The 23976-nt window shown below is 67.0% G+C and carries 24 protein-coding genes; 9 read left to right on the top strand and 15 right to left on the bottom strand.

The window, feature by feature from the left end:
* Positions 1-365: 365 nt before the first annotated feature.
* From PIGHUM_RS00315 to dapF, 4 genes are all read right to left on the bottom strand, one after another.
* Positions 366-1562 carry a class I SAM-dependent rRNA methyltransferase gene (locus tag PIGHUM_RS00315; RefSeq protein WP_124077254.1) on the bottom strand — a complete coding sequence of 399 codons (1197 nt, stop codon included), beginning with the start codon at positions 1560-1562 and terminating at the stop codon, positions 366-368.
* 41 nt (positions 1563-1603) lie between these two features.
* Positions 1604-2608: a tyrosine recombinase XerC gene (locus PIGHUM_RS00320; RefSeq protein ID WP_124077255.1), complete on the bottom strand. Its 1005-nt coding sequence runs from the start codon at positions 2606-2608 to the stop codon at positions 1604-1606.
* A gap of 122 nt (positions 2609-2730) precedes the next feature.
* Entirely contained in the window at positions 2731-3384 is a 654-nt protein-coding gene (locus tag PIGHUM_RS00325; RefSeq protein ID WP_124077256.1) for a DUF484 family protein, read from the bottom strand.
* Between the two features lie 56 nt (positions 3385-3440).
* The gene (dapF, locus tag PIGHUM_RS00330; protein ID WP_124077257.1) at positions 3441-4340 is read right to left on the bottom strand and encodes a diaminopimelate epimerase; all 900 of its coding nucleotides are present in this window, start codon (positions 4338-4340) and stop codon (positions 3441-3443) included.
* 75 nt (positions 4341-4415) lie between these two features.
* Here dapF and PIGHUM_RS00335 point away from each other — a divergent pair, with 75 nt between their 5' ends.
* The 7 genes from PIGHUM_RS00335 (at position 4416) to PIGHUM_RS00365 (ending at position 11690) form a co-directional block, all read left to right on the top strand.
* Positions 4416-6062 carry a DEAD/DEAH box helicase gene (locus PIGHUM_RS00335; protein ID WP_124077258.1) on the top strand — a complete coding sequence of 549 codons (1647 nt, stop codon included), beginning with the start codon at positions 4416-4418 and terminating at the stop codon, positions 6060-6062.
* 149 nt (positions 6063-6211) lie between these two features.
* Positions 6212-7066 carry an STAS domain-containing protein gene (locus PIGHUM_RS00340; protein WP_124077259.1) on the top strand — a complete coding sequence of 285 codons (855 nt, stop codon included), beginning with the start codon at positions 6212-6214 and terminating at the stop codon, positions 7064-7066.
* Positions 7067-7073: 7 nt separating this feature from the next.
* Positions 7074-7448 carry an STAS domain-containing protein gene (locus tag PIGHUM_RS00345; protein WP_124077260.1) on the top strand — a complete coding sequence of 125 codons (375 nt, stop codon included), beginning with the start codon at positions 7074-7076 and terminating at the stop codon, positions 7446-7448.
* Between the two features lie 16 nt (positions 7449-7464).
* On the top strand, positions 7465-7845 hold the full coding sequence (locus PIGHUM_RS00350) for an anti-sigma regulatory factor (RefSeq protein ID WP_246012874.1): 381 nt from the start codon (positions 7465-7467) through the stop codon (positions 7843-7845).
* A 1-nt stretch (position 7846) separates the two neighbouring features.
* Positions 7847-8845 (top strand): SpoIIE family protein phosphatase, encoded by a 999-nt coding sequence (locus PIGHUM_RS00355; RefSeq protein WP_124077262.1) that lies wholly within the window; start codon positions 7847-7849, stop codon positions 8843-8845.
* The gene (locus PIGHUM_RS00360; protein ID WP_124077263.1) at positions 8846-9727 is read left to right on the top strand and encodes a sensor histidine kinase; all 882 of its coding nucleotides are present in this window, start codon (positions 8846-8848) and stop codon (positions 9725-9727) included.
* Positions 9720-11690: a hybrid sensor histidine kinase/response regulator gene (locus PIGHUM_RS00365; RefSeq protein ID WP_124077264.1), complete on the top strand. Its 1971-nt coding sequence runs from the start codon at positions 9720-9722 to the stop codon at positions 11688-11690. Before PIGHUM_RS00360 ends, PIGHUM_RS00365 begins: the two co-directional genes overlap by 8 nt.
* Positions 11691-11710: 20 nt before the next feature.
* Here the strand turns inward: PIGHUM_RS00365 and PIGHUM_RS00370 are convergent, their stop codons facing one another.
* The gene (locus tag PIGHUM_RS00370; RefSeq protein WP_124077265.1) at positions 11711-12694 is read right to left on the bottom strand and encodes a Bug family tripartite tricarboxylate transporter substrate binding protein; all 984 of its coding nucleotides are present in this window, start codon (positions 12692-12694) and stop codon (positions 11711-11713) included.
* A 128-nt stretch (positions 12695-12822) separates the two neighbouring features.
* Between PIGHUM_RS00370 and gcvA the strand changes: the two genes are divergently transcribed.
* A complete protein-coding gene (gcvA, locus tag PIGHUM_RS00375; RefSeq protein WP_124077266.1) occupies positions 12823-13752 on the top strand; it encodes a transcriptional regulator GcvA in 930 nt (309 codons plus the stop codon).
* 39 nt (positions 13753-13791) lie between these two features.
* Here gcvA and PIGHUM_RS00380 read toward each other — a convergent pair whose 3' ends face one another.
* The 5 genes from PIGHUM_RS00380 to PIGHUM_RS00400 form a co-directional block, all read right to left on the bottom strand.
* Positions 13792-14580 (bottom strand): citryl-CoA lyase, encoded by a 789-nt coding sequence (locus tag PIGHUM_RS00380; RefSeq protein ID WP_124077267.1) that lies wholly within the window; start codon positions 14578-14580, stop codon positions 13792-13794.
* 148 nt (positions 14581-14728) lie between these two features.
* A complete protein-coding gene (locus PIGHUM_RS00385; protein ID WP_124077268.1) occupies positions 14729-15061 on the bottom strand; it encodes a MaoC family dehydratase in 333 nt (110 codons plus the stop codon).
* Positions 15062-15068: 7 nt separating this feature from the next.
* Positions 15069-15518, bottom strand: coding sequence for a hotdog family protein (locus tag PIGHUM_RS00390; RefSeq protein ID WP_124077269.1), 450 nt, complete (start codon positions 15516-15518; stop codon positions 15069-15071).
* Complete coding sequence (locus PIGHUM_RS00395) at positions 15515-16717, bottom strand: CaiB/BaiF CoA transferase family protein (RefSeq protein WP_124077270.1); 1203 nt, start codon at positions 16715-16717, stop codon at positions 15515-15517. The genes PIGHUM_RS00390 and PIGHUM_RS00395 overlap by 4 nt, the downstream gene beginning before the upstream one ends.
* Before the next feature lie 167 nt (positions 16718-16884).
* A complete protein-coding gene (locus tag PIGHUM_RS00400; RefSeq protein ID WP_124077271.1) occupies positions 16885-17730 on the bottom strand; it encodes a lysophospholipid acyltransferase family protein in 846 nt (281 codons plus the stop codon).
* Between the two features lie 216 nt (positions 17731-17946).
* Between PIGHUM_RS00400 and metK the strand changes: the two genes are divergently transcribed.
* A complete protein-coding gene (gene metK / locus PIGHUM_RS00405; RefSeq protein WP_124077272.1) occupies positions 17947-19113 on the top strand; it encodes a methionine adenosyltransferase in 1167 nt (388 codons plus the stop codon).
* A gap of 39 nt (positions 19114-19152) precedes the next feature.
* On the opposite strand, the gene PIGHUM_RS00410 is transcribed toward metK, so the two are convergent.
* The 5 genes from PIGHUM_RS00410 to PIGHUM_RS00430 are packed head-to-tail and all read right to left on the bottom strand — an operon-like array spanning position 19153 to position 23972.
* Positions 19153-20490, bottom strand: coding sequence for an amidase (locus PIGHUM_RS00410; RefSeq protein WP_124077273.1), 1338 nt, complete (start codon positions 20488-20490; stop codon positions 19153-19155).
* Between the two features lie 2 nt (positions 20491-20492).
* The gene (locus PIGHUM_RS00415; RefSeq protein ID WP_124077274.1) at positions 20493-20879 is read right to left on the bottom strand and encodes a cupin domain-containing protein; all 387 of its coding nucleotides are present in this window, start codon (positions 20877-20879) and stop codon (positions 20493-20495) included.
* Entirely contained in the window at positions 20880-21569 is a 690-nt protein-coding gene (locus PIGHUM_RS00420) for a DUF2848 family protein (protein WP_124077275.1), read from the bottom strand.
* Positions 21559-22995 (bottom strand): MmgE/PrpD family protein, encoded by a 1437-nt coding sequence (locus PIGHUM_RS00425; RefSeq protein ID WP_160142083.1) that lies wholly within the window; start codon positions 22993-22995, stop codon positions 21559-21561. Before PIGHUM_RS00425 ends, PIGHUM_RS00420 begins: the two co-directional genes overlap by 11 nt.
* Positions 22992-23972 carry a Bug family tripartite tricarboxylate transporter substrate binding protein gene (locus PIGHUM_RS00430; protein ID WP_124077277.1) on the bottom strand — a complete coding sequence of 327 codons (981 nt, stop codon included), beginning with the start codon at positions 23970-23972 and terminating at the stop codon, positions 22992-22994. Before PIGHUM_RS00430 ends, PIGHUM_RS00425 begins: the two co-directional genes overlap by 4 nt.
* Positions 23973-23976 lie beyond the last annotated feature (4 nt).

The raw sequence follows: 23976 nt of genomic DNA on the forward strand, positions 1-23976 counted from the left end.
TCGCTGGCCCGGCGGCGGCTGCCCCGCGGGGCCACGTGTTCGGCGTTGAGCCGCTCCAGGGTGGCGAAGTCGGCCTGGGCGACCCATTCCTGGCGCACCATGCCTTGCAGCAGTTCGGCCATCATGGCCGGATGGGAAAAGAGGCTGCGGTAGGCGCTGTCGTGGCGGGACACGGAAGACTCGGCGGAAAGGCATGCGGCGGAAGCACGACTCTACCCATCCTCGATCCGTTGCGAAGCTAGGCGAAATTGTCCTGCAGGATAGTTTCGTCATACCTGCTTCCGCGGCATGGGGTCCGGCAGGACAGGCCTCGCGCTTGTCCGACCATCCTGCGCGTGCTCCGCGCGTTCGCCATCGCCTCGCGGTCAGGCCACTCTTTGCAGCAGCAGCCCCTTCAGGTACTCGCCTTCGGGATGGGTCATGCGCATCGGATGGTCGATGCCGGCCGCCAGTCGTTCCAGCAGGACGAACTCGAGGCCGGAGTCGATGGCCGCGCCGGCCACGATCTTCTGGAACAGGTCCACGCCGATCGCGCCCGAGCAGGAAAAGGCCAGCAGGTAGCCGCCCGGCTTGACCAGCTTCATGCCCTTCAGATTGACGTCCTTGTAGGCCCTCGCGGCTTTGTCCACATGATGGGCCGAGGGCGCGAACTTGGGCGGGTCGAGCACGACGATGTCGAACATCCGGCCTTCGGCCGCCAGCGCCTTCTGCGCATCGGCCACTTTGGAGACCCGGCATTCGAAAGCGGCTTCGGGCAAGCCGTTGCGCACGGCATTGCGCGCCGCCATAGCCAGGGCATCGGCCGAGGAATCGACCGATACGGCATGGGCAGCGCCCGCCCTCAGGGCTGCCAGCGAAAAGCCGCCGGTATAAGAGAAGCAATTCAGCACCGCGGCGCCCGGTCCGACCCGGGCCGCCAGTTCCGCCACCCGGCGGCGGCTTTCGCGCTGGTCCAGGTAGAAACCGGTCTTGTGGCCGCGGGCCACGTCCACGCCATAGCGCACGCCGTCTTCGACGATCTCGACCTCGGCGGGCGGCTCGGTTCCCCGCAGCACGCCGGTACGGGGAGCCAGGCCTTCGCGTTCGCGCGCGGCGGCGTCGGAACGCTCGTAGACGTCGGCGCAACCGGTGGCGGCCGCCAGCGCGTCGATCAGGGCTTCGCGCCAGCGTTCCACGCCCGCGGCCAGGAACTGCACGACCAGTTGTCCGGCATAGCGGTCGGCCACGAAGCCGGGCAGGGCGTCGGCCTCGCCGAACACCAGCCGGACGGCGTCGGTGCGCGCCGCCAGGCTGGCACGGCGCGCGACCGCATCGTGCACGCGCGCCGTCATCCAGGCCGCGTCGATCCGCTCGTCTTCGTGAAAGCTCCAGCAGCGCACGCGGATCTGCGAGTCCGGGCTGAAGGCGCCCCAGGCGAGGAAATTCCCGCGGCTGTCGACCACGCGCACGGTATCGCCCGCGAGGGGCCGGCCGACGGCCTGCGCCACGGCGGTGGCGTAGACCCAGGGATGGCGCCGCAGCAGGGACTTTTCCTTGCCGGGCTTCAGGACGATGTCGCTCATGGAAAATTTCTTGATTGGAGTTGTGCAGGGAGTGCGCCGGGCTAGTCCGGTTTTTTGCCGTCGGGCAGCGCAGCCGAAGGCGTAGCGTGGGGGTTTTTTTTGTCGCGTCCCGCGCGGGGATGGGCCTTGTCGTAGACCTTGGCCAGGTGCTGGAAATCCAGCCGGGTATAGATCTGGGTAGTGGAGATGTTGGCGTGCCCCAGCATTTCCTGCACGGCGCGCAAATCCTCGGCGGACTGCAGCACGTGGCTGGCGAAGCTGTGGCGCAGCACGTGCGGATGCACGTGGGTCGGCACGCCGGCGGACTGGCCGCGCCGCGCCAACTGGGCCTGCACCACACGGGTGGAGACGCGGCGGCCGCGCAGGCCCAGGAACAGCGCATGGACATCCGCGCCCGCCGCCGCGGCCAGCACCGGCCGAGCCTCCAGCCAGGCGCGCAAGGCCGTGCAGGCCTGGCTGCCGACCGGCACGATGCGGCGCTTGCCGCCTTTGCCCAGCACGCTGACTTCGGCCTGCTCCAGGTCCAGCCAGCTCGCGGATTCGTAGCCGGCGGCGCGTACGTAGGCGGTATCCAATCCCACCAGCTCGGCCAGGCGCAGGCCGCTGGAGTAGAACAGTTCGAACATGGCCGTGTCGCGCAAGGCGATGGCGCAGCGCTGCGCGTCGGTCTGGCCGCGCTGCTCGCCGGCCTGCGGTGGTTCGTGGTCGAGCAGCGCCTGGGTCTGATCCACCGACAAGGCCTTGGGCAGGCCGCGCGGCACCTTGGGCCCGCGCACGCCCGCCGCCGGATTGGCCGCCATGCCCGCGCGCGGCGCCCACCACTGGTAGAACCCCCGCCAGGTGGCCAGGATGCGCGCCAGGCTGCGCGGGCTCAAGCCCTGCGCATGCAGCAAGCCCAAATAGCGCCGCACATGGCCCTGCGACACATGTTCGAGCGGCAGCCCGTCCGCCAATTCGACCAGCCAGCCCAGGTCGCGCCGATAGGCAGCCAACGTATGGACCGAATACCGCCGCCCCGATTCCAGATGCCCCAGCCATTCCCCCATGGCTGGAATGAGCGCCCCCCCTGCGCGCTCCGTATCCCAGCCAGGGCGCAGCGGATCCGGCTCCGCCGGTCCGCCAGCGCCGCCCCCTGGGGGGCGCGCGGAGCGCGTAGGGGGGGGCTTCATTACAATAGGCGGGAGAGCGCCGCGCTGGCCAGTTCGCCGATGCGCGACAGGAAGGCGGTGCCCATGGAAGGCGTGAACCGCTCGGCATCGGGCGAGGCCAGCACCAGCAGGCCGAAAGCCTCGGGCGCGATGCCGATGCGCAATGGGATCAGGGCCATCGAACGCACTTCGCGCTCCAGCCAGCCGGCCGCCTCGAAGCCCGAGTTGGGGCCGCAGTACGGCGACATCAGGCCATTGGCGAAGGCCTTGGCGTCGGCCGAGACCTCGGCGCGCCACGGCGCCTGCGCATCGGCTTCGACACCCGATTCGCCCCAGATCCGCAAAGTCACGTCGGGCACGCTGAACGTCTCGGCCAGCCCCGCCGTCACGAGCCCGGGCAGCTCCAGCGGATCGCGCGCCTTGAGCAGGCTGCGGCTCCAGAGCAGCAGGCGATCGGAAATATGCTCGTTCTCGGAAGCCGCACGAACCAGTTCCGACACGCGCTGCTCCATGCTCCGCGTCCGCTCGCGCAGCGTCAGCACCTGGCGCTCGGCCAGCGATACCGCCCGTCCCTCGTGCGGATGCGGCACCTTCATGATGGCGAACAGCTCGGCGTGGCGATCGAAGAAATCGTGATTTTCCCGCAGGTATTGCGCGACTTCGTTGGCGTCCATGGATCTTCCGGAATATGTCGTTGCGTATGGCCAGGGCCGGGCGGCCCGCAGCGCGGTCAGCCCAGCAGGCGATCGATGTCTATCGTGCCTTCGAACACGGTGACGGCCGGGCCGGTCATCAGCAGTTGTTCGCCGTCCCAGGCGATGGTCAGTACGCCGCCGCGGGTCTGCACCCGCACCGGCGAGTCGAGCAGGCCGCGGCGGATGCCGGCGGCCACCGCCGCGCACGCGCCCGTGCCGCAGGCCAGGGTTTCGCCCGCGCCGCGCTCGTACACGCGCAGGCGGATGTCGTGGCGATCGACGATTTGCATGAAGCCGGCGTTGACCCGGCGCGGGAAGCGCGGATGGCTCTCGACGCGGGGTCCGATTCCGGCGACCGGCGCGGTGTCGACGTTATCGACCACCTGCACCGCATGCGGATTGGAAATGCCGACCACCGACACCCACACCGTTTTCTCCGGCTCGCCGGGCACCGACACGTCGAGCGGCCACAGGCTGTCCTGCCCGTCGGGACGCGGCGTCAGGCCGGTCGGATCGAACGGCACGGCGGCCGGTTCGAAGCTGGTGCGGCCCATGTCCACGCTGACTTCGCCGTCGTCCTGCTCGTTCAACACGATGATGCCGGTGCAGATCTCGGCGCGCACCGGGTTGCGGTCGGTCAGCCCTTGCTCGTGCACGAAGCGCACGAAGCAGCGCGCGCCGTTGCCGCAATGCTCGACCTCGCCGCCGTCGGCGTTGAAGATGCGATAGCGGAAATCCGCATCGGCGCGCGTGGGCCGCTCCACCAGCAGAATCTGGTCGGCGCCGATGCCGAACTGCCGATGCGCGAGCTTGCGCGCGCGCTCGGCAGTCAGCCTAATCTCTTGCCGCACGCCGTCCAGGACGATGAAATCGTTGCCCGCGCCGTGCATTTTGGTGAAGTGCCAAGTCATGGATGGATTATATCGCTCCCCCATCGCCCGAAGCCTCGCGTGCCGGGCCGCCAAGGCTTGGTATCCTGGCGATCCGCCGCTTTACTGGAATTTGCCACTATGGCCAGGATCGTCCCCGACGGTTGGCGCGAGGTCAGCGCCACCGGCGCCGCCCGACGCGAAATCGAGACCCTGGCGGTGCTCGAACGGGGGCTGCCCGATTCGTACACCGTCTACCACGCCGTCCATTGGACCAACGTGGAGCGCGGCTTCTCGGTATACGGCGACATCGACTTCGCCGTCGTCAATGCCGCAGGCGACCTGCTGCTGGTGGAGCAATTGAGCGGTTTCCTGGAAGAAACGCCGGAAGGCCTGTTCAAGAAATACCCCAGCCACAGCACCAACGTGCCGGTGCAGATCGGCCGCCAGCTGGCGGTGCTGCGCGGCCGGCTCGCGCGCCGGCCGCACCTGGACGCGGTCCGGGTCGAGTACCTGCTTTATTGTCCCGACTACACGGTGCGCCATCCCGAGACCGCGGGACTGGCGGCCGAACGCATCGTCGACGCCAGCGAGCGCGACCGGCTGTGCGCCGTGATCCAGCTGGCGCTGCCGCAGGCCGCGGCGACGCCGGCGGCAGCGCCAGTCAAACGCTTCCTGGACGACATCATCCAGCTCGAGCCGGACGCCAATGCGCTGATCGGCCAGGCCCGCGCCATGGTGACCCGGATCTCGGGCGGCCTGGCCCATTGGGCGCGGCGGCTGGAGTTCGAGCCGTTCCGGCTGCGCGTGGTAGGTACGGCGGGCTCGGGCAAGACCCAGCTGTCGCAAGCCGAATTCCGCGCGGCGATCGACGCCGGCCGCCGGCCGCTGTACGTCTGCTTCAACCGGCCGCTGGCCGATCATTTCAACAGCATCGCGCCCGAAGGCGGCCTGGCCTGCACCTTCCACACGCTGTGCGACAAGGTCCTGCACGCCGCCGGCCAGCCGGTCGATTTCACCGGTCCGGACGCCTTCGCCACCCTCGTGGCGCGCGCGGCCCGCGAACAGGTGCCCGACTCGCTGCGCTTCGACACCATCATCGTCGACGAAGGCCAGGACTTCACCGACGAATGGCGCGACCAGGTGCTGCGCCACGCGCGTCCCCACGCCCGCATGATCTGGCTCGAAGACCCGATGCAGAACCTGTATGGCAAGCCGCCCGTGCACCTGCCGGGGTGGGTCGCGCTGCGCGCCGACCGCAACTACCGCAGCCCGCGCAGCATCATCAAGCTGCTGAACCGGCTCGTGCCGGACGCGCAGCGCATCGAAGCGCGCGGCCCCATTGCGGCCGGCGGCCTGCATGTGCAGGTCTACGGCAATGAAGCGGAACTGCTGGCCCAGACCAAGAAGGCCATCTCGCAATGCCTCGCCGCGGGCTTCCAGCGCTCGGACATCGCCGTGGTCAGCTTTCGCGGGCGCGACAGTTCCGCGCTGCTGAGCCAGCCGCAACTCGGTCCGCATGCCATGCGCACCTTCACCGGCCGCTACGACCTGTTCGGCAAGCCCGAGTTCTCGGCCGGGGAAGTGCTCATGGACTCGGTCTACCGCTTCAAGGGGCAGGCCGCGCCGGCCGTCGTATTTACCGAGGTGGACTTCGACCAGCTCGACGAACGTACGGCGCGCAAGCTGTTCGTAGGCGCGACCCGGGCCATGCTGCGGCTGGAGCTGGTCGTCTCGCAGCACGCGATGGAACACGGGCTGGGGGCGCTGCTGCAGGACGCAGCGTAACCCCCGCCCGCCCCTCCGAAGCAGCCCTGCGCGCCCGCGCCGGCGGCCGCTTCGGAAAACCGTAACAAATCACTCGTTTTGTTTCCGCTCTCCGCCGCCGGCAGAGGGCCGTCGGCGTAGAATGATCTGCCACTTTTCCGGGATTCCACATGCGTCAAGAAAATGCCACGATCATTCGCTTCCTGGAACAGAAACAGGACGAAATAGTGCAGGGCTGGGCAACCGAGTACGCGGCGATCGCGCAAGGCTCGCGCCGCACGGCGGCGTCCCTGCAAGGCGAACAAGCCGAACTCTACGGCCATCTGCTGCGCGCACTGCGCGAGGACGGCGATGCCGCCGATTTCGAAAACGCGACCTGGGCCGAACTGCGCGACAGCCTGGCCCGCCTGTCCGCCTCGCGCGCCGCGCAAAGCAGCACCGCGGCCGATACCAGCGCCTTCGTCCTGTCGCTCAAGCGTCCGCTGTTCGACCTGCTGCAACGCGAAGAACTCGGCAAGAATGAGCAGATCCAGGCCTTGTGGAATATTTCGGCCATCGTGGACCGCATGGCGCAATGGACCCTCGCCGTCTACCAGCAAACGCGCGAAGACATCATCTCGCGCCAGCAGGACGAACTGCTCGAACTGTCGACGCCCGTCATCAAGCTGTGGGAAGGCGTGCTGGCCGTTCCCATCATCGGCACGCTGGACAGCAGCCGCGCCCAGATGGTCATGGAATCGCTGCTCGAACGCATCGTGCAGACCGGCTCGGAACTGGCCATCATCGACATCACCGGCGTTCCCACCGTCGACACGCTGGTCGCCCAGCACTTGCTCAAGACCGTCACCGCGCTGCGCCTGATGGGCGCCGAGAGCATCATCAGCGGCATCCGGCCCCAGATCGCCCAGACCATCGTGCACCTGGGCATAGACCTGCAAGGCATCGCCACCAAGGCCACCCTGGCCGATGCCCTGGCCGTCGCGCTGCGCATGACCGGGCATACCATCGCCCGCGTCCAGGATTGAGCCGCCCATGGATAGAATCCCTATCCTGCGGATGGGCGCCATCCTGCTGGTGACCATCCAGGTCGAGATGCACGATCAGACCGCCCTGCAGTTGCAGGACGACCTGGCGTCGCGCATCGTCGACACCGGCGCATCGGGGGTGCTGATCGATATCTCGGCGCTGACCATGGTCGATTCCTTCATCGGCCGCATGCTGATCGGCATCTCGGGCATCTCGCGGCTGCTGGACGCCCAGACCGTCGTGGTGGGCATCCAGCCCGCGGTCGCCATCACCCTGGTCGAACTGGGACTGTCGCTCGACGGCGTGCGCACCGCGCTGAATGTCGAGCGCGGCATGCAGATCCTGCAGGCCGCTGACAAGGGGCGCCCAATTGGCCGATGACGACACCTCCGGCAGCATGCCGCTGCACGACGAGCGCGACGTCGTGCTCAGCCGGCAGACGGTGCGCCGGCTGGCAGCCGACCTGAAGTTCTCGCTGGTGGATCAGACCAAGCTCATCACGGCCGCGAGCGAACTGGCGCGCAACGCCATCGTCTACGGCCGCGGCGGCGACATGCGCTGGGAGATCCTGACGAACGGCCTGCGCAAGGGATTGCGCCTGCACTTCGAGGACAGCGGTCCGGGCATACCCGACATCCAGCTGGCCATGACCGACGGCTGGACATCCGGCGCCGGACTGGGCATGGGCCTGTCCGGCAGCAAGCGCCTGGTCCACGAATTCGACATCGACTCGAGGCTTGGCGAGGGCACGCGCGTCTCCATCACGCGCTGGAAATGACATGAGGCCCCATGCCGTCTTTCCGGTGACGGACGCCAGCCGGGTCGGAGAGGCGCGGCGCTGGGCCGTGGCCGAAGCCGTCGCGCAAGGCGCGGACGACGTGCTGGCCGGACAGGTCGCGCTGGTCGTCACCGAACTGGGCTCGAACCTGGTCAAGCACGCCCGCCAGGGCCGGCTGCTGATGGGGCTGGCCGACCTGGGCGGGGGCATCTGCCTCGATATCCTGTCGATGGACGAAGGCCCCGGGATAAGCGATGCGGCAGCATGCGTGCGCGACGGCTACTCCACCGCCGGGACGCTCGGAGGCGGCCTGGGCGCGATCCGCCGCCTCGCCCACGTCTTCGACCTGCATTCCAGCGCCGCGGAGGGCACGATCGTGTTCGCCCGCTTCCACATCTCGGGCACGCCGACGGCCGGATTCATCGCAGCGGGACTGTGCGTAGCCGCTCCCGGCGAACGGGTCAGCGGCGACGGCTGGCGCGTTCTTGCCGATGGCCGCGGCGTGCGGGCCGTCCTGGCAGACGGCCTGGGTCACGGCATCGAGGCCGCCAAGGCATCGGATGCGGCGCTGGACTGCTTTGCGGAACAAGCCTGGAGCGGCCCCGCCTCCTATCTGACCCGCGCCCATGCGGCGCTGCGAACCACCCGCGGCGCGGCGGCCGCGGCCCTGGATGCGGACGCCGGCTCCCGGGAGGTCCGCTACGCGAGCATAGGCAACGTCACCGCGCGCTTCGTTTCGGGGCTGTACGACAAATCCCTGGTCTCGCAGAACGGCACGGTCGGCCTGCAGATCCGCACCGTCGCCGAACAGCGCGCGGCCTGGCCGCCGCATGCGGTGCTGGTCCTGTACTCCGACGGCATCACGTCGCGCTGGACGCTGGACGGACAGCCCGACATCCTGCACCACCATCCGGCCATCATCGCCGCTTTCATCCTGCGCGGGTACACGCGGGGCCGGGACGACACCACCCTCATCGTCATACGGCTACAGGAGCATTGAATGGAGCCTCTCGAGACCCCCGGCCTGCGAGCGGCCCTGGATGCCAAGACGGCGGAATGCGACGCCTTGCGCACCGAGCTGGAGCAAACCAACCGCGGCGTGCTGGCGCTCTATGCGGAGCTGGACACCCAGGCCGAGCAATTGCGCCAGGCCACGGAACTGAAAAGCCGCTTCCTCGCGTACATGAGCCACGAGTTCCGCACCCCCATCGTGTCGATCCAGAGCATCGCCCGGCTTCTGGCGGATCGCGTGGATGGCCCGCTGACCGAGGAACAGGCCAGGCAGGTCCGGTTCATCCAGTCCACCACCGCGGAATTTTCCGACATGGTCGACGACCTGCTCGACCTGGCGAAGATGGAGGCCGGCCGCATCGACATCTCGCCGGCGTGGTTCGACCTGGTCGACCTGTTCAGCGCGCTGCGGGGCATGTTCAAGCCGGTGCTGACCAACCAGGAGGTCGCCCTGATTTTCGAGGAGCCTTCCGGACTTCCGCCCTTGTTCAGCGACGACCGGAAGCTGTCGCAGATCCTGCGCAACTACATTTCCAATGCGCTGAAATTCACGCCTCGCGGCGAGGTCCGCGTGTCGGCCCGCAATGAAGGCAACGGCACCGCCACCTTCGCCGTCGCGGACACCGGCATCGGCATTCCCCAAGAATTGCAAGGCGCCGTCTTCCACGACTTCGTCCAGATCGACTCGCCGTTGCAGAAGCGTTTCCGCGGCACGGGGCTGGGGCTGGCGCTGAGCAAACGCCTGGCCGAGGCCCTGGGCGGTTCGGTGAGTTTCCAGAGCGAACCGGGCAAAGGCTCGGTCTTTCGCGCCACGGTGCCGATGCGATTGAAGCCGGACCGCGATGCTGCCGGAGGTCCGGAACATGGCTGACCACGCATCCGCGGTCTACACCGTGCTGGTAGTCGACGACAATCCCGTCACGCGCTATGCGACCGCGCGGACGCTGCGTACGGCGGGCTTCGGCACCGCGGAGGCCGAGACCGGCGCCCAGGCCCTGCAGCTCGCCCAGTCGGGCATCTCGGCCGTCGTGCTGGACGTGCACCTGCCCGACATGAACGGCTTCGAGGTCTGTCGCGCGCTGCGCGCCCAGCCCGACTCCGCCAGCCTGCCGGTCGTGCACCTGTCCGCCGCTCACGTCCGCGATACCGACAAGGTCCAGGGACTGGAGGCAGGCGCCAATGCCTACCTGACCCACCCGGCCGAGCCGGCCGTATTGCTGGCCACCGTGGCCGCCCTGCTGCGCGCCCGCGATGCGGAACTGGCAATGCGCCAAAGCGAGGCGCGCTTTCGCGCCATCTACAACCAGGCAGTGGGCGGCATCTGCCTGCTCGATCCGCAGGGCCGGCTCGCCGAGGTCAACCCTGCGCTCCTGTCGCTGCTGGACCGCACCGCCGCACAGCTTCTGAATCACGAAGTAGCGCAGTTCGCTCCGGCCGAATGGGCGGAACGCGTACGCACCGCCACCCGCACCGTGCATCCATCGGGGTGGCAGGGCACGCTGCCGCTGCTGGACAGCGGCGGCGCGGTCGTCCATCTCGAATGGAACATCTCGGCGCCGCTGGACAACGGCACCAAGGTGGCGGTGATCTCCAACGTGACCGAACGCGTGCAGCTCGAAGCCCACCGCGAAAAGCTGCTGGAACGCGAACAGGCGGCGCGCAGCAGCATCGAGCGCCTGAACCGGATGAAGGACGACTTCATCGCCATCCTGTCGCACGAATTGCGCACGCCGCTGAACGCGATCGCCATGTGGACCCAGTTCCTGGGCCTGCGCGCCAAGACGCCCGAGACCCGGCGCGGCATCGAAAGCATCGACCACAACATCAAGCTGCAGCAGCGGCTCATATCCGACCTGGTGGACGTCTCCATGCTCAACGTCGGCAAGATGACGCTGGAGCGCAGCATGGCCGATCCGCTGGAGGTGGCGCGCGAAGCCGTGCAGAGCGTTCAGCCGCTGGTCGAGAAGAAGCACGTGCGCCTCACCCTGGACCTGCCGCCGGACGGCGGCCGCAAGTTCTGGCTCGACGCAGACCGGTTGCAGCAGATACTGTGGAATCTTCTGTCCAACGCCATCAAGTTCTCGCCCGACCACGGCGAAGTCGTGCTGTCGGCCACCCTGGCCCACGACGAACTGGCGTTGTCGGTGCGCGACCAGGGCAAGGGCATTTCCGCCGATTTCCTTCCCCACGTGTTCGACCGCTTCACGCAGGACGCCTCGCCCAACAACCGCAAGCACGGCGGCCTGGGACTCGGCCTGTCCATCGTGCGGCACCTGGCCGAACTGCATGGCGGCACGGCATCGGTCTACAGCGCCGGCGAAGGTCTGGGCGCCACCTTCTCCATCCGTCTGCCCGCGCTGGATGCGCCCTCCGGCGCCGCACGCAGCGAACAGCCCGACGAACCGGCACCGGACATCCGGGCCGACACGCATCGGCACCTCGCCAACCTGGACATCCTGGTCGTGGAGGACGATGACGACGCCCGGGAGGTGCTGAGCATCCTGCTGCAGGAGCGCGGCGCCAGGCCCCGCATGGCGGTCAGCTACGAAGACGCCTGGACGCAATTGAACCAGCGCCGGCCGGACCTGCTGATCAGCGACATCGGGCTGCCCGGCAAAGACGGCTACCAGCTATTGCGCGACCTGCGCCAGCAGGAGCGCGAGGCAGGCCGCGTCCGCCTGCCCACGGTCGCGCTGACCGCATTTTCCCGCCAGCAGGATCTGCAGATGGCGATGGAGGTCGGCTTCGATGCCCATTGCGCCAAACCCATCCGGGTCCGCTCGCTGATGACGGCCATCCAGGATGCGCTGGGAAGGTCGGCCACGCCGCAGTAATGCGGCCCTCGGCGCACGCCCTATTCCGTCACCTTGATTCCGGCCCGCTGGATCACCCTGCTCCACTTTTCCCCGTCGCTGCGGATCAGCGTGGCGAACTCCTCGGGCGTGTTGGCCACGACGTCGCCGCCCAGCGAGGTCATGACCTGCCGCTTGACTTCGGGCTTGGCCAGGACTTTGGCCAGCGCGGCGTGCAATGTCTGCACCATGGCGGCCGGCGTGCCCTTGGGCGCCACCAGCCCGTACCAGACGCTGGCCTCGAAGCCGGGCACCCCGCTCTCGGCCACGGTGGGGATGTCGGGGTAGCCGGACAGGCGCTTGTCCGAGGTCACCGCCAAGGCCCGCGCCTTGCCTGCCTGGACCATGGGCATGACATCGTTGCCGAACACCATCTGGATCACGCCCGCGGCCAGTTCGTTGTTGCGCGTGGCGGTCGCCTTGTAGGGCACGTGCACGGTCTGCACGCCCGCCATGTCGTTGAACAGTTCGGCCGCCAGGTGCGACGAGGTGCCGTTGCCCGACGAGCCGACGTTGAGCTTGCGCGGCTCGCGCTTGGCCAGCGCCACCAGTTCCGGCACGGTGGCGGCCGGCACGCCGGCGTTGACCGCCAGGAAGAACGGGGTCGAGGCCACGACGGTGACGGGCTCGAAATCCTGCACCGCGTCGTAGCGCAGCTGGCCGTACAGATAAGGGTTGATCGACAGCGTCGTCACGGTGGCCATCAGCAGGGTGTAGCCGTCGCCGGGCGAGCGCGCGACCTGCTCGGCCGCGAGCATGGTGCTGGCGCCCGGCCGGTTTTCGACGATGACCGTCTGGTGCAGCTCATGGCCCAGGCGATCGGCGACGATGCGCGAAAGCTGGTCGGCCGCCCCGCCGGGCGCATGGGCGCAGATGATGCGCAGAGGCTTGTCGGGATACGCCGCCGCCGCGGGCAGCGCCGCGAACGAGAACACACACACGGAAAGCAGGCAGGCTCGCCTGGCGAGAAAAGCGCGGACCGTCATAATCGGTGTCTCCGGAATGGTTGTTATCGGGGCAACCCGCCTGGGAGGGTCAGCCCCTAATGTGTTGAAGAAGCGATGCGGGCACAATCCATTTAATCTCATGGGAGTGTGAGTTTTCATCACAAACAATGCGCCGTTTACCCCCCTTGAACGCCATACGCGCCTTCGAAGCCGCCGCCAGGCACCTGAGCTTCACCAAGGCCGCCAGTGAGCTTTGCGTCACGCACGGCGCGGTCAGCCGGCAGGTCGCGGCGCTCGAACACCATCTGGGCCTGCTGCTGTTCCGCCGGCTCAACCACCAGGTGCAGCTCACCGACGAAGGCTGCACGCTGCTGGCCGAGGTCGGCCCGGCGCTCGACCGCATCGCCCTGTCCACTTACGCGCTGACGCGCAAGGCCGGCCGGGTGGTGCTGGCGATCAATGCCCCACCCACGTTCACGATGAAATGGCTGCTTCCGCGCATGTCGGGCTTCCAGCGCCAGCATCCCGAAGTGGAGCTGCGCCTGACCACCAGCATCGCGCCGGTGGAGTCCATGGCGCTGCCCGAGCTCGATGCGGTGATCCGCCGTCTGCCCGTGCCGCTGGCCCGCTTCGACAGCCGCGAATTCCTGCGCACCAACCTCGTGGCGGTGTGCGCGCCCGAGATCCTGGAACGCGCGCCCATCCGCGGCGGACATGACTTGGCTCGGCACACGCTGATCAACGCGTCCACGCATCCGCATGCCTGGGAACAATGGTTCGCCGCGGCCGGCCTGGAAGCCGTGACGCCGGCCGGGCTGCTGATGTTCGAAGAAATGTATTTCGCCCAGCAGGCCGCGGTCGATGGGCTGGGCATCGCGCTGGTCCCGGAGCCGCTGGCGATCGACGACATTGCCGCGGGACGGCTGGAGGCGCCGCTGGGCGCGCCGCGCGTCTACGATCCGAGCTACTACCTGATCGCATCGCCGCACACCACGCACCGCGCGCTGCTGGACGACTTCACCGATTGGCTGTGCGAGCAGGGCGACGAATCCGACCGCCTCTGCGTCGAGGTGCTGGGCGCGCGCCACCGCCGCTGAGGCCGCCCGCATCGGCCCTGGCGCGGGCGTCCGGAACCGCTACGCGCTCTCGGGCGGTTCGCGATAGGGCGCGACCTGCTTGCTCATCTGCCAGATCTTGCGCGCCGACGGCACGGCGCGCTCTTCGAGCAGATGGCCGACCAGGCCGCCGGCGCGCGACACCACCGAATAACAGCGCATCGCCTCGATCGGAATGCCGATCTCCAGGAACAGCGCGCCCATCGCGCCGGTGGCGTTGATGGTGAGGTGGCGGCCGTAGACGCGATCGACCACGGCGCTCAGTTGCTCCAATAGCGCCACGTAGCGGCCGGCCAGGCCGGCCTCGCGCGCGACCTGCAGCAGCCGCGGCGTGCGCGGATCGTCGGGTTTGTGCGTGGCGTGGCCGAAACCCGGCACCGGCAGGCGCTGGCTTCTCAACTGGCCGACCCGCGTCTCCATGGCCTGCTCCAGCCCCTCGGCCGGCGCCGCGGCCTCGATCTCCAGCAACAGGCGCGCGCAATTCTCGGTCGTGCCGGCGAACACGCTGCCGATGGCCAGCAGCCCGCTCGCCACCGCCACCTGGGGCTCCTCCGGCACGCTATCGGCCATCAGGCGCGCAATCACGGCGCTGGGCGTCAGCCCATGCTCCATCAGCGTCACCAGGCACGCATCCAGCACCCGCACCTGCCCCGCCTGCGGCATGCGTCCGCAAGTCAGGAAATACAGCATCTCGGTAAAGCTGCAATGCCCCACCAACTCATTGACGAGGTCCTTGCCCCGCACCCGCACCGACGTCGCATCCGAGTATCCCGTATGCGTATAAGGCCCCTCAGCAGCTTGGTCAGCCATCGCGACTCCCTCATGTACCTTCAACCTCCCCATTATCCACGCCCTAACCCACCAAGCGCGTTGGGTTTGACCCAGGGCACAGCGGATCCGGCTTTGCCGGTCCGCAAGTAGAGCCCCTTGAGGGGCGCGCGTAAGCGCGTAGGGGGGGCTAAACCAATTTGGCGTAGCCCACCAAGGTCTTGCCGAACTGCGATTCGCACTGCGCCTGGCCGTCGTCGTCGATCGAGACCTTCAGTTCGTCGCCCGGGCAGACCGGCGCGATGAACTTGACCGAGATCTCGCCGCGATAATGCCAGTCCTTGCCGTACTTGCGCGCGGCCAGGTCGGCCACGTAGCCCAGGTACATCAGGCCATGCCCGAGCGTGCCGCGAAAGCCGCGCTCGCGCGCATAGTCGTCGTCGTAGTGCAGGATGTCGTTGTCGCCGTTGAGGCGGCCGTAGGCGTCGAACATTTCCTGGGTCTGCGGGATGGTGCGTTCCATGGCGTCCTCATTCGGGAAAAGCGGAGGTGTGTACGATGCTGGTCAGCTTCTGGCCGTCGGCGCGCCGGAACTCGACCGAATAGCAGATGTACTTGCGGCCCTTCTTCTCGTACTTGTCTTCGAGCCGGCCCGAGCCGATGACCTCGGTCTCTTCGTCGGCCCAGATCGGGTGATGAAAAGAGAAGGTATTGCCTATCATGATGCCGCCCTGCTGCGGCGGATACTTGCGGTACATCACCGCCATCAGATAGACCGCCACCACGTTGGGCGGCGCGGCGCGCCGGCCGTCGATCACGTAGGCCCCGGGCGTGCCGCTCACCACCGAGAGATATTCGTCGATCACCTCCGGCGTGATGGTGAAGTGCAGTTCGGGAAACTCCGCGCCGATCTGCCAATCCTTGAACAGGGCGGCGGGCAGATCCCCTTCGCGGGGCTTGACTTCGCTGGGTCGCGTCATGCTGGTCCTCCTTCGGAAATGACACGCTGTTGAACGAGCTGGTCGATGGCGGCATCGTCGTAGCCGCACAGGCGCCGGAGCGTGGCGCGCGAATCCGCGCCCAGCGCCGGGGGATAGGACAGGGGCTCGGCCCCCGCGTACTTGAACGGATTGCCCAGGAAGCGCATGGTCCGGCCCGAATGCGGATGCCCGATCTCCTCGACCATGGCGCGCAGCCGGGCCAGCGGCTGCTCGACCGCGTCGGCCACGCTGTTCACCGGCGCCGCCGGCACGCGCGAGGCGAACAGGTGTTCGGCCCAGTCGGTCGAGGCGCGCGCGGCGAATACTTCGTTCAGGATGGCGGTCAGCGCCTCGACGTTCTCCACCCTGTCCTTGGCCAGCCGGAAGCGCGGATCCTCGGCCAAGTCGGTGCGGCCGATGGCTGCGCAAAAGGTCTGCCAGAACTGCTGGCCGGTAGGCGAGACCGCGATGAAGCGGCCGTCCAGGCAGGGATAGATGTCGCTGGGCGCGATGACCGGGTGGCGCGCGCCGTTGGCGGTGGGCACCTCGCCCGACAGGAAATAGTTCTGCGCCTGCCAGGTCAGCAGCGCGAGCTGGCAATCCAGCAGCGAGACCTGCACCAGGTCGCCGCGGCCCGACTTGAGCGCCTTGAGCATGCCGCCCACGCAGGCCAGCGCCAGGTACAACCCGCCGGCCAGGTCGGCGATCTGGTAGCCCACCCGCACCGGCCGGCCGCCGGGCTCGCCGGTCACGCTCATCAGGCCGCTGAGCGCCTGGACGATCAGGTCGAAGGCCGGGGCGCTGGCATACGGCGGCTGGTCATGCAGGCCGATCAGCTGGGCGATGCAGAGCTTGGGATTGATGGACAACAAGGTGTCGCGGTCCAGCCCCAGCCGCTTGGGCACGTCGGGCGCGAAACCGTAGAGCACGGCATCGCTGCGCCGCACCAGGTCGTAGAACACCTCGCGGCCCTGGGGGTGCTTGAGGTCCAGCGCCAGGCTGGACTTGCCGCGGTTGACCGACAGGAAAAATCCCGGATCGCCCTCGAACTCCATGGCATGCCGCGATACCTGGCGGGACAGGTCTCCTTCGAGCGGCTCGATCTTGATGACCTCGGCGCCGAGTTGCGCCAGCAACTGGCCGGCGAACGGGCCGCCGAGCACCCAGGTCAAATCCAGGACAGTGAATGATGAAAGCATGCTCTCTCCGTGGTCCGGCGCGATGGCTTGCCGGTGGAGAGATCATGCGCACGGCGCGAGCCGCGCTCAATCGAATAAGTCGGGGAGGACTGTGAGGAAAACTCACAAGACAACGCGCTGCCCGACCCAGGGCGCAGCGGCTGGGGGTCCACCATGCCGGGCGCGCGTCAGCGCATAGGGGGAGGCTCCCCTTTTGGGGCCTTGTAGCGGTTGTAGCCCCACAGGTATTGCTCGGGGCAGCGGCGGATCATGGCCTCCATGCCGGCATTGACCCAGGTCGCCTGATCCTCGGCGGTCTCGGGCACGGGCCCGGGCAGCCGCGCAAAATGGATCTTCCAGCCTTGGGCGCCGGACAGGCGCTCGGCCGCCACCAGCACCACCGCCGCCCCGGTCTGGGCCGCCAGGCGCCCCGGCAGCACCATGCTGAAAGCCGGCTTGCCGAAAAACGGCGCCCAGACACCTTCGCCGTTGCCGGGAACCTGGTCGGGCAGGATGCCGATGGCTTCGCCCCTCCGCAGCGCGCGCACCAATTGGCGCACCCCCTGCAGGTTGGCGGGCGCGGTGTCGAGATTGGGGCCGCGCCGGCCCCCTTCCACCAATTGCGCCATCCAGGCCTTGCGCGGCGGGCGGTACAGCACGGTAATCGGGCCGCCACGATGCGCGCAGTAGCGCGCCGCCACTTCGAAACAGCCCAGGTGCGGCGTCAGGAGCAGGATGCCCTTGCCTTCGTCGTGCGCCTGCTGCACGACGTCCCAGTCGTCGGAGCGGCACTGGGCCAGAGCCTGGTCGGGTTTGAACCAGACGCGCGGGATCTCCAGCGCGCCCTCGCCGGCGGACTCGGCGGCGCGGCGGGCGAATTCCTCGTCCCGGTAGCCGGCCAGCGCGGCATTGGCGCGCAGCCGCTCGGCATATTCGGCGGAGCTTCGGTAGACCACCCGCCCCAGCATCCGGCCCATTCCATGCAGCCACCCGAGCGGCAGCCGCGCCAGCAATCGATAAAGCGTCAATAACATGCGGAAACCCCCTGCTCTCCGTATTTTCCCCTAAAATGGAAGAGATCGCCGAGTTAACAGACAACTTGCGGGGCGATCGCGGTGCCGGGTTTTTCCGGTGCGCGCATAAATGCCGCTAAAGCGTCGCTGCTCGCAACAGGTCCTGGACCCTACGTGCAACACGCCGCGGAACCGATAGCCGGCGTGTGCGCCGGTCAGCTTTCAAAGGACTATCGAGTGGCAAACAACTCTTACCTCTTCACTTCGGAATCCGTCTCCGAAGGTCACCCCGACAAAGTCGCCGACCAGATCTCGGACGCCATCCTGGACGCCATCCTGGAGCAGGACCCGACGTCGCGCGTCGCGGCCGAAACGCTCTGCAATACCGGCCTGGTGGTGCTGGCCGGCGAAATCACCACGCGCGCCAACGTCGACTACATCCAGGTCGCGCGCGACACCATCAAGCGCATCGGCTACGACAATACCGACTACGGTATCGACTACAAGGGCTGCGCGGTACTGGTCGCCTACGACAAGCAATCGCCCGACATCGCCCAGGGCGTGGATCGCGCCTCGGACGACTACCTGAACCAGGGCGCCGGCGACCAGGGCCTGATGTTCGGCTATGCGTGCAGCGAAACGTCCGACCTGATGCCCGCGCCGATCTGGTATTCGCACCGCCTGGTGCAGCGCCAGAGCGAACTGCGCAAGGACGGCCGGCTGCCGTGGCTGCGCCCCGACGCCAAGTCGCAGGTCACGTTCCGCTACGCCGACGGCAAGCCGGTCGAGGTCGACACCGTGGTGCTGTCCACGCAGCACTCGCCCGAGGTCAGCCAGGAAACCATCCGCGAAGCCGTCATCGAAGAGATCATCAAGAAGACCTTCCCCGAAGGCCTCGTCACCGACAAGACCCGCTACCTGGTCAACCCCACCGGCCGCTTCGTCATCGGCGGCCCGCAGGGCGACTGCGGGCTGACCGGGCGCAAGATCATCGTCGACACCTATGGCGGCGCATGCCCGCACGGCGGCGGCGCGTTCTCGGGCAAGGACCCCTCCAAGGTAGACCGCTCGGCAGCCTATGCCGCGCGCTACGTGGCCAAGAACATCGTCGCCGCCGGCCTGGCCACGCGCGCGCAGATCCAGGTCAGCTACGCCATCGGCGTGGCCGAGCCGATCAACATCACGGTGGATACCTACGGCACCGGCGTCATCCCCGACGAGCAGATCGCCAGGCTGGTGCGCGAGCACTTCGACCTGCGTCCCAAGGGCATCGTCAACATGCTGGACCTGCTGCGCCCGATCTACCAGAAGTCGGCCGCCTACGGCCACTTCGGCCGCTCGGAGCCGGAGTTCAGCTGGGAAGCCACCGACAAGGCCGCGCTGCTGCGGTCGACCGCGCGCTGATCGAGGACGGGACCCCACCAGTTCAACACTACGGTGCGCTCAACCGATCACCCGAGCCACAGCCTGGGCAATGGCAAGCATCCGGCGATCCTGCCCAGGCTTTCCCATCAGCATCATGCCGATCGGCGCCTGGGCCCTGCCACGCGGCATCGGCAGCGATATCGCGCAGGTATTGAAGGCATTCGCCGGCGACGTATTACGCAGCAACAGCCGATTGACTCGATAGAACTCGTCCGTGTCCTCCAGCGAGTCGATGCGGGGAGCCACCATGGGAACGGTGGGCATAGCCAGAATGTCGTAGTCGGCCATCTCCCGGAGGTAGGCGGTACGCAGCTCCTCCCTACGCCGCAACAACCAGCAATAATCTGCCGCCGAGCACGCCGCGCCAGCCGTCAGCCGGCGGAGCACGAGCGGATCGTAATCTGCGCCACGGTCGACGAGCAGATCGCGATGCCAGGCGAAGGCTTCCACGGCAACGATTCCACCATGCGCGGCCAGTTCATTCAAACGATCGAACGAGGCCAGGCGCAAGTCGGCAAGCTGCGCACCCGACCGTAGCAGCGCAGCGCGGCACTGCATGAAAGCGTCGGAGACCTCCTCGTCGAGTTCGTCCTGCGCCAAGCCAAGAGGAATACCGATGCGCACGCTGCCCAATGCGACGGCCTCCAACGGCGCGGGCGTCTCGCCACGCAGCACCTGGTCGAGCAAGTCGCAACAGTCCACCGAACGGCACAGCGACCCCACGGCGTCGTAGCTCCTGGAAAGCGGCACCATGCCTGCGTCCGGTATGGCGCCAGCGGTAGGTTTAAAGCCGACCAGCCCGCACAATGCCGCCGGAATGCGGCAGGAACCTCCCGTATCGGTGCCGATGGATGCGACCGCCATACCGTCGGCGACGGCTACGGCCGCTCCTGAAGACGAGCCCCCGGGGATACGGCCGACCGACCGGTCCCAGGGATTGCGGGGCGTTCCGTAGTGGGGGTTGATTCCTACACCCGTAAACGCGAACTCCGACATGTTGGTACGGCCGACAATAACGGCTCCCGCATCTTTCAAACGCGCCACCACCGGGCTGTCCTGAATCGCGGGACCGCGATCGAGCACACGCGATCCGGCTCGGGTTGTTTCCCCTTCGACATCGAACAAATCCTTGACGGACACAGGTATGCCGGACAAAGGCCCGCCCTTGCCATCTCGAATGAGGCGATCGGCGGCCTCCGCCTGGGCCATGGCCCGGACGCTCGGCCCGCCGATGAACGCCCTCGGCCCCTCGCCGGCAGGATCGTGGATGCGGTCGATACATGCGCCGGCCAGCTCAAGGCTGGAGCATTGCCTTGCACGCAACAGCGCCCCGAATCCGCGAATGGTATTCGGCATGGCTAAGCTGGATCGTAGTAGTGGATTTCCAGCAGCAGGCACCCGCCCGTCGACTTGAAGGGCCCATGCCAGGCCCCGGGAGGACGCACGGCATAGGTGTAGCCAGCAAAGGGCGTGCCGCCGCTTCCATCCGCATCATTTCCAACGGTTAAATCGCCGGAAACCAGGAATACCTCTTCCCAATAGTCGTGGACGATTGCCTCACTGGTGTGGAAACCCGGAGGAAAACGCAGCAGCCGCGTCCGGCTGCCCAGCTTGTTCAGCTCGTCCAGCGAGCCGGACAGGATTTTCTCGACGGCGCCCGAGGCCGGATCGTAGCCCGCCGGCAGTCGCCAGCCATCGCTCATATCGAGCGTATGGAATTCATTGTGAACCTTGGTCACGGCCATTCAGCTCTCCTGGAAAGGTAGCCAACGCGTCTCGTAGTCGAGCACGAGACCGCGTTCGTGGATCGGATCGCGCAACTCCATCCTGAGGCGCTGCCGAGGACGGATGCCTCCGAGTGCCGCGAACGTGCCGCCGAACATGAGCGTGCCGGGGCCAATCTCGCCATGGCCCTGCTCGACGTAGGCCCGGGCCGTCTGCCGGGGATCGAGCATGCCGGCAAGAGTGCCTTCCTGGTACAGCGTGAGACCCGCGCCGTCGTCGACCCAGGAACGCAACTCGAGCGCATCCCAATGGTCGGCGACTTCCTCGTATGCCCACAGCGCACTCGCCACCGGCTTGGGACAGATCTGTTTGGAGACAGGAATCGAGTAAGTCTCGACATGGCGATCCGTATGGTCCGAACCCAATCCGACCCACCAGGCGCCGGCTTCGTCCACGACGATGATGAACTCGGCCTCTCCGCTCGACTGGTCGCCAATGCAATCGATGCTGGATGCTGTAGACAGCAACTCCAGCCCGACGCGATAGAAGCACGGGGTGGCGCGCGGGGGCGCCACGCCCAGGGAGGCTAGTTCCCAGATGTGTTCCCGCACCTTGGCCGGATCCCTTCCAGTCCAGCCGGCGATCACCACGCGACACAGGTCGAGCGTGCGGAATTCCGACCGTCCCGCACGGATCAATTCAAACCGCATGGATCTCAAACTCACCTCCTTTGCCTGCTTCGTTCTGTCCCGCGGGAAACGCCGCCACGAGACACTCAATGTTCGAATGTTCAATATCGAGAATGCACGAAGCAAGTTCTTGCACCTTGTCCGTATCGGCGCCCAGCCCATGAACGACGCAATCTTCGAATTTCCGTCTGACCGCGTTGACGGAAAGCGGGCGAGCGGGACTGCCGGGCATCGTGTCGCGGGATAACTCGATCTCTCCGCCATCCCGCAGAAATACCTTCAAACGCGCCGGCCCCGTGGCGTTGACGGGGATGCCCGGGTCGACGAACGCGTCGATGCGAGCCGCCAGCGACGCCACACGCTCGTCACGGATAGCCTCGTCCGAGAAAGAAGCGAGGCTCACGCCGCCGTCGATGATGGCTCGGGCGAGGTTATAGGCGGCATTGAACTGGGCATGAACCTGGGATCCAAGTTCCGGATCGTACTTACCCTGGACCGTGCTGTAGTTGACCTCGCCCAGATATATCTGCACGCGCTCAATAGCCTCGGGGTCGAGCTTTTCGGCATGTAATCGAGTACCCATGTCGATCACCGTATGATTGCAGCGGCAGCCCGGATACGGTTTCATGCTGAACTCGCTGACGTACCATCGCGTTCCCAGGCCGGCCTGCAATCTTGAGGCGTCCGCTCGCCCGTCCAGGTACAGCCGAAACAGGCCGTCCCTCCCCTCCAGGGCGCGGTGAGGTCCCGTCACGCCGTCCGCGGCGAGAAAGGCAGACAGCACACCTGATCGCGCAGCGAAGCCCGGCCCCAGGCGCTTGGCGAGGGTCTGGTCCGTTCGCGCCTGGCCATTGCCGCTGGCCTGGTGGTAAGCAAGCCCCACGGCGTTCGCCAAGCCGTCGGCATCCAGCCCGAGGATCTTTCCGGCGGCCATTGCAGAGGCCAGCGTACCGAAGGTTACAGTCGGCATCCAGCCGCGCTCGAAACTCTCCATGCAGGCATCGCCGAGACGCGCATGGAATTCCACGCCGCAGGCGACGGCTTCCAATATCGCCTCGCCCGAAACATTGCCCAGGTCCTCGGCGGTCGCCAGCACCGCAGGAACGACACAACAATACGAATGGACTCGAGTGGGATCGTGTTGGTCGTCGAAGTCCAATGCATGCGCAGCGGCGGCATTCACCATGGCTGCGGACGGAGGAGAAACCCGACGGCCCCGCCCCAGGACGGTCGCGCTGCCCGATGACTCCCATCTCGCGAGGCGCCGGGCAAGTTCCTCGACGCCGGGAGCGAAGACGCCGGCCGCCACAGTGCCGATAGAGTCCAGCAGGAACAGCTTGAGTCGGGCCATGACATCGTCAGGAATGTCGTCGAAGCGAAGCGCCGCGAAGCTGCCGCAGACGGCTTTGCCGAAACCCTCTGCGGGCGAAAAACTGGACTGCATCATTGCTTGTCGATCTTGGCCGTACGAATGACATTCGCCCATTTCTCGATGTCTTTCTTCAGGAACGAGGAAAACTCCTCGGGCGTGCTGCCATTCGCCATCACTCCCATCTTGACGAACTTCTGCTTGAGTTCCGCATCGTCCAGCGCCAGCCGCACCGCCGAGTTCAGTTTTGTCACGATCTGCGGTGGCACCCCTGCCGGAGCCATCACTCCCCACCAGGTGCCGAACTCATAACCAGGCGCTCCGGCCTCCGCTGAGGTGGGCAGGTCGGGAAGCAACTCATTCCTTGCGGAGGAGGCGATGGCCAAGGCGCGCACATTGCTGGCCTGCCGCAACGGCAAGTATTCCAGCAGACTGATGAACCCGGCCTGGACCTCGCCAGCCCTCAAGGCAGTCGTCACCCCCGCAGAGCCTTTGTAGGGGATATGGGACAGGTCTGTTTTGGTAACCACTTTGAAAAGCTCCGCAGCCAGATGCGTGGGGGAGCCCAGTCCGCCGCTACCGTAGTTGAACTTGCCGGGATTCGCGTTCGCAACGTCCACCAATTCCTTTAGGTTTTTGGCAGGCAAATCCGTGTTGACGGCAACCAGATAGGGGCCGATTCCTACCAGCGATATCGGCGTGAAGTCCTTGATGGCGTCGTAGGGAATGCTCTTATAAAGGCTGGCGTTTACGGAATTGGGTCCGAGGCTGCCCATCAGCAGCGTGTAGCCATCCGGCGCGGAACGGGCGACCTGATCGGTGCCGATCAGTCCGGCGGCGCCAGCCCGGTTGTCCACGATGACGGAAACACGCAGCACCTCGGCCAGCTTCTGGGAAAGGAGCCGCGCTACGGCATCAACTCCCCCTCCGGCTGGCCAGGGCACCACCATTCGAATGGGACGCGAGGGATAGGACTCCTCGGCATGCGCGGCGAATCCCATCGTGGTTGCGAAGAGCCCGGCGACCAGCAAAGTACTGCGACGTGTCAGATTCATGATG

Source organism: Pigmentiphaga humi (assembly GCF_900606115.1).
Taxonomy (GTDB): domain Bacteria; phylum Pseudomonadota; class Gammaproteobacteria; order Burkholderiales; family Burkholderiaceae_B; genus Pigmentiphaga; species Pigmentiphaga humi.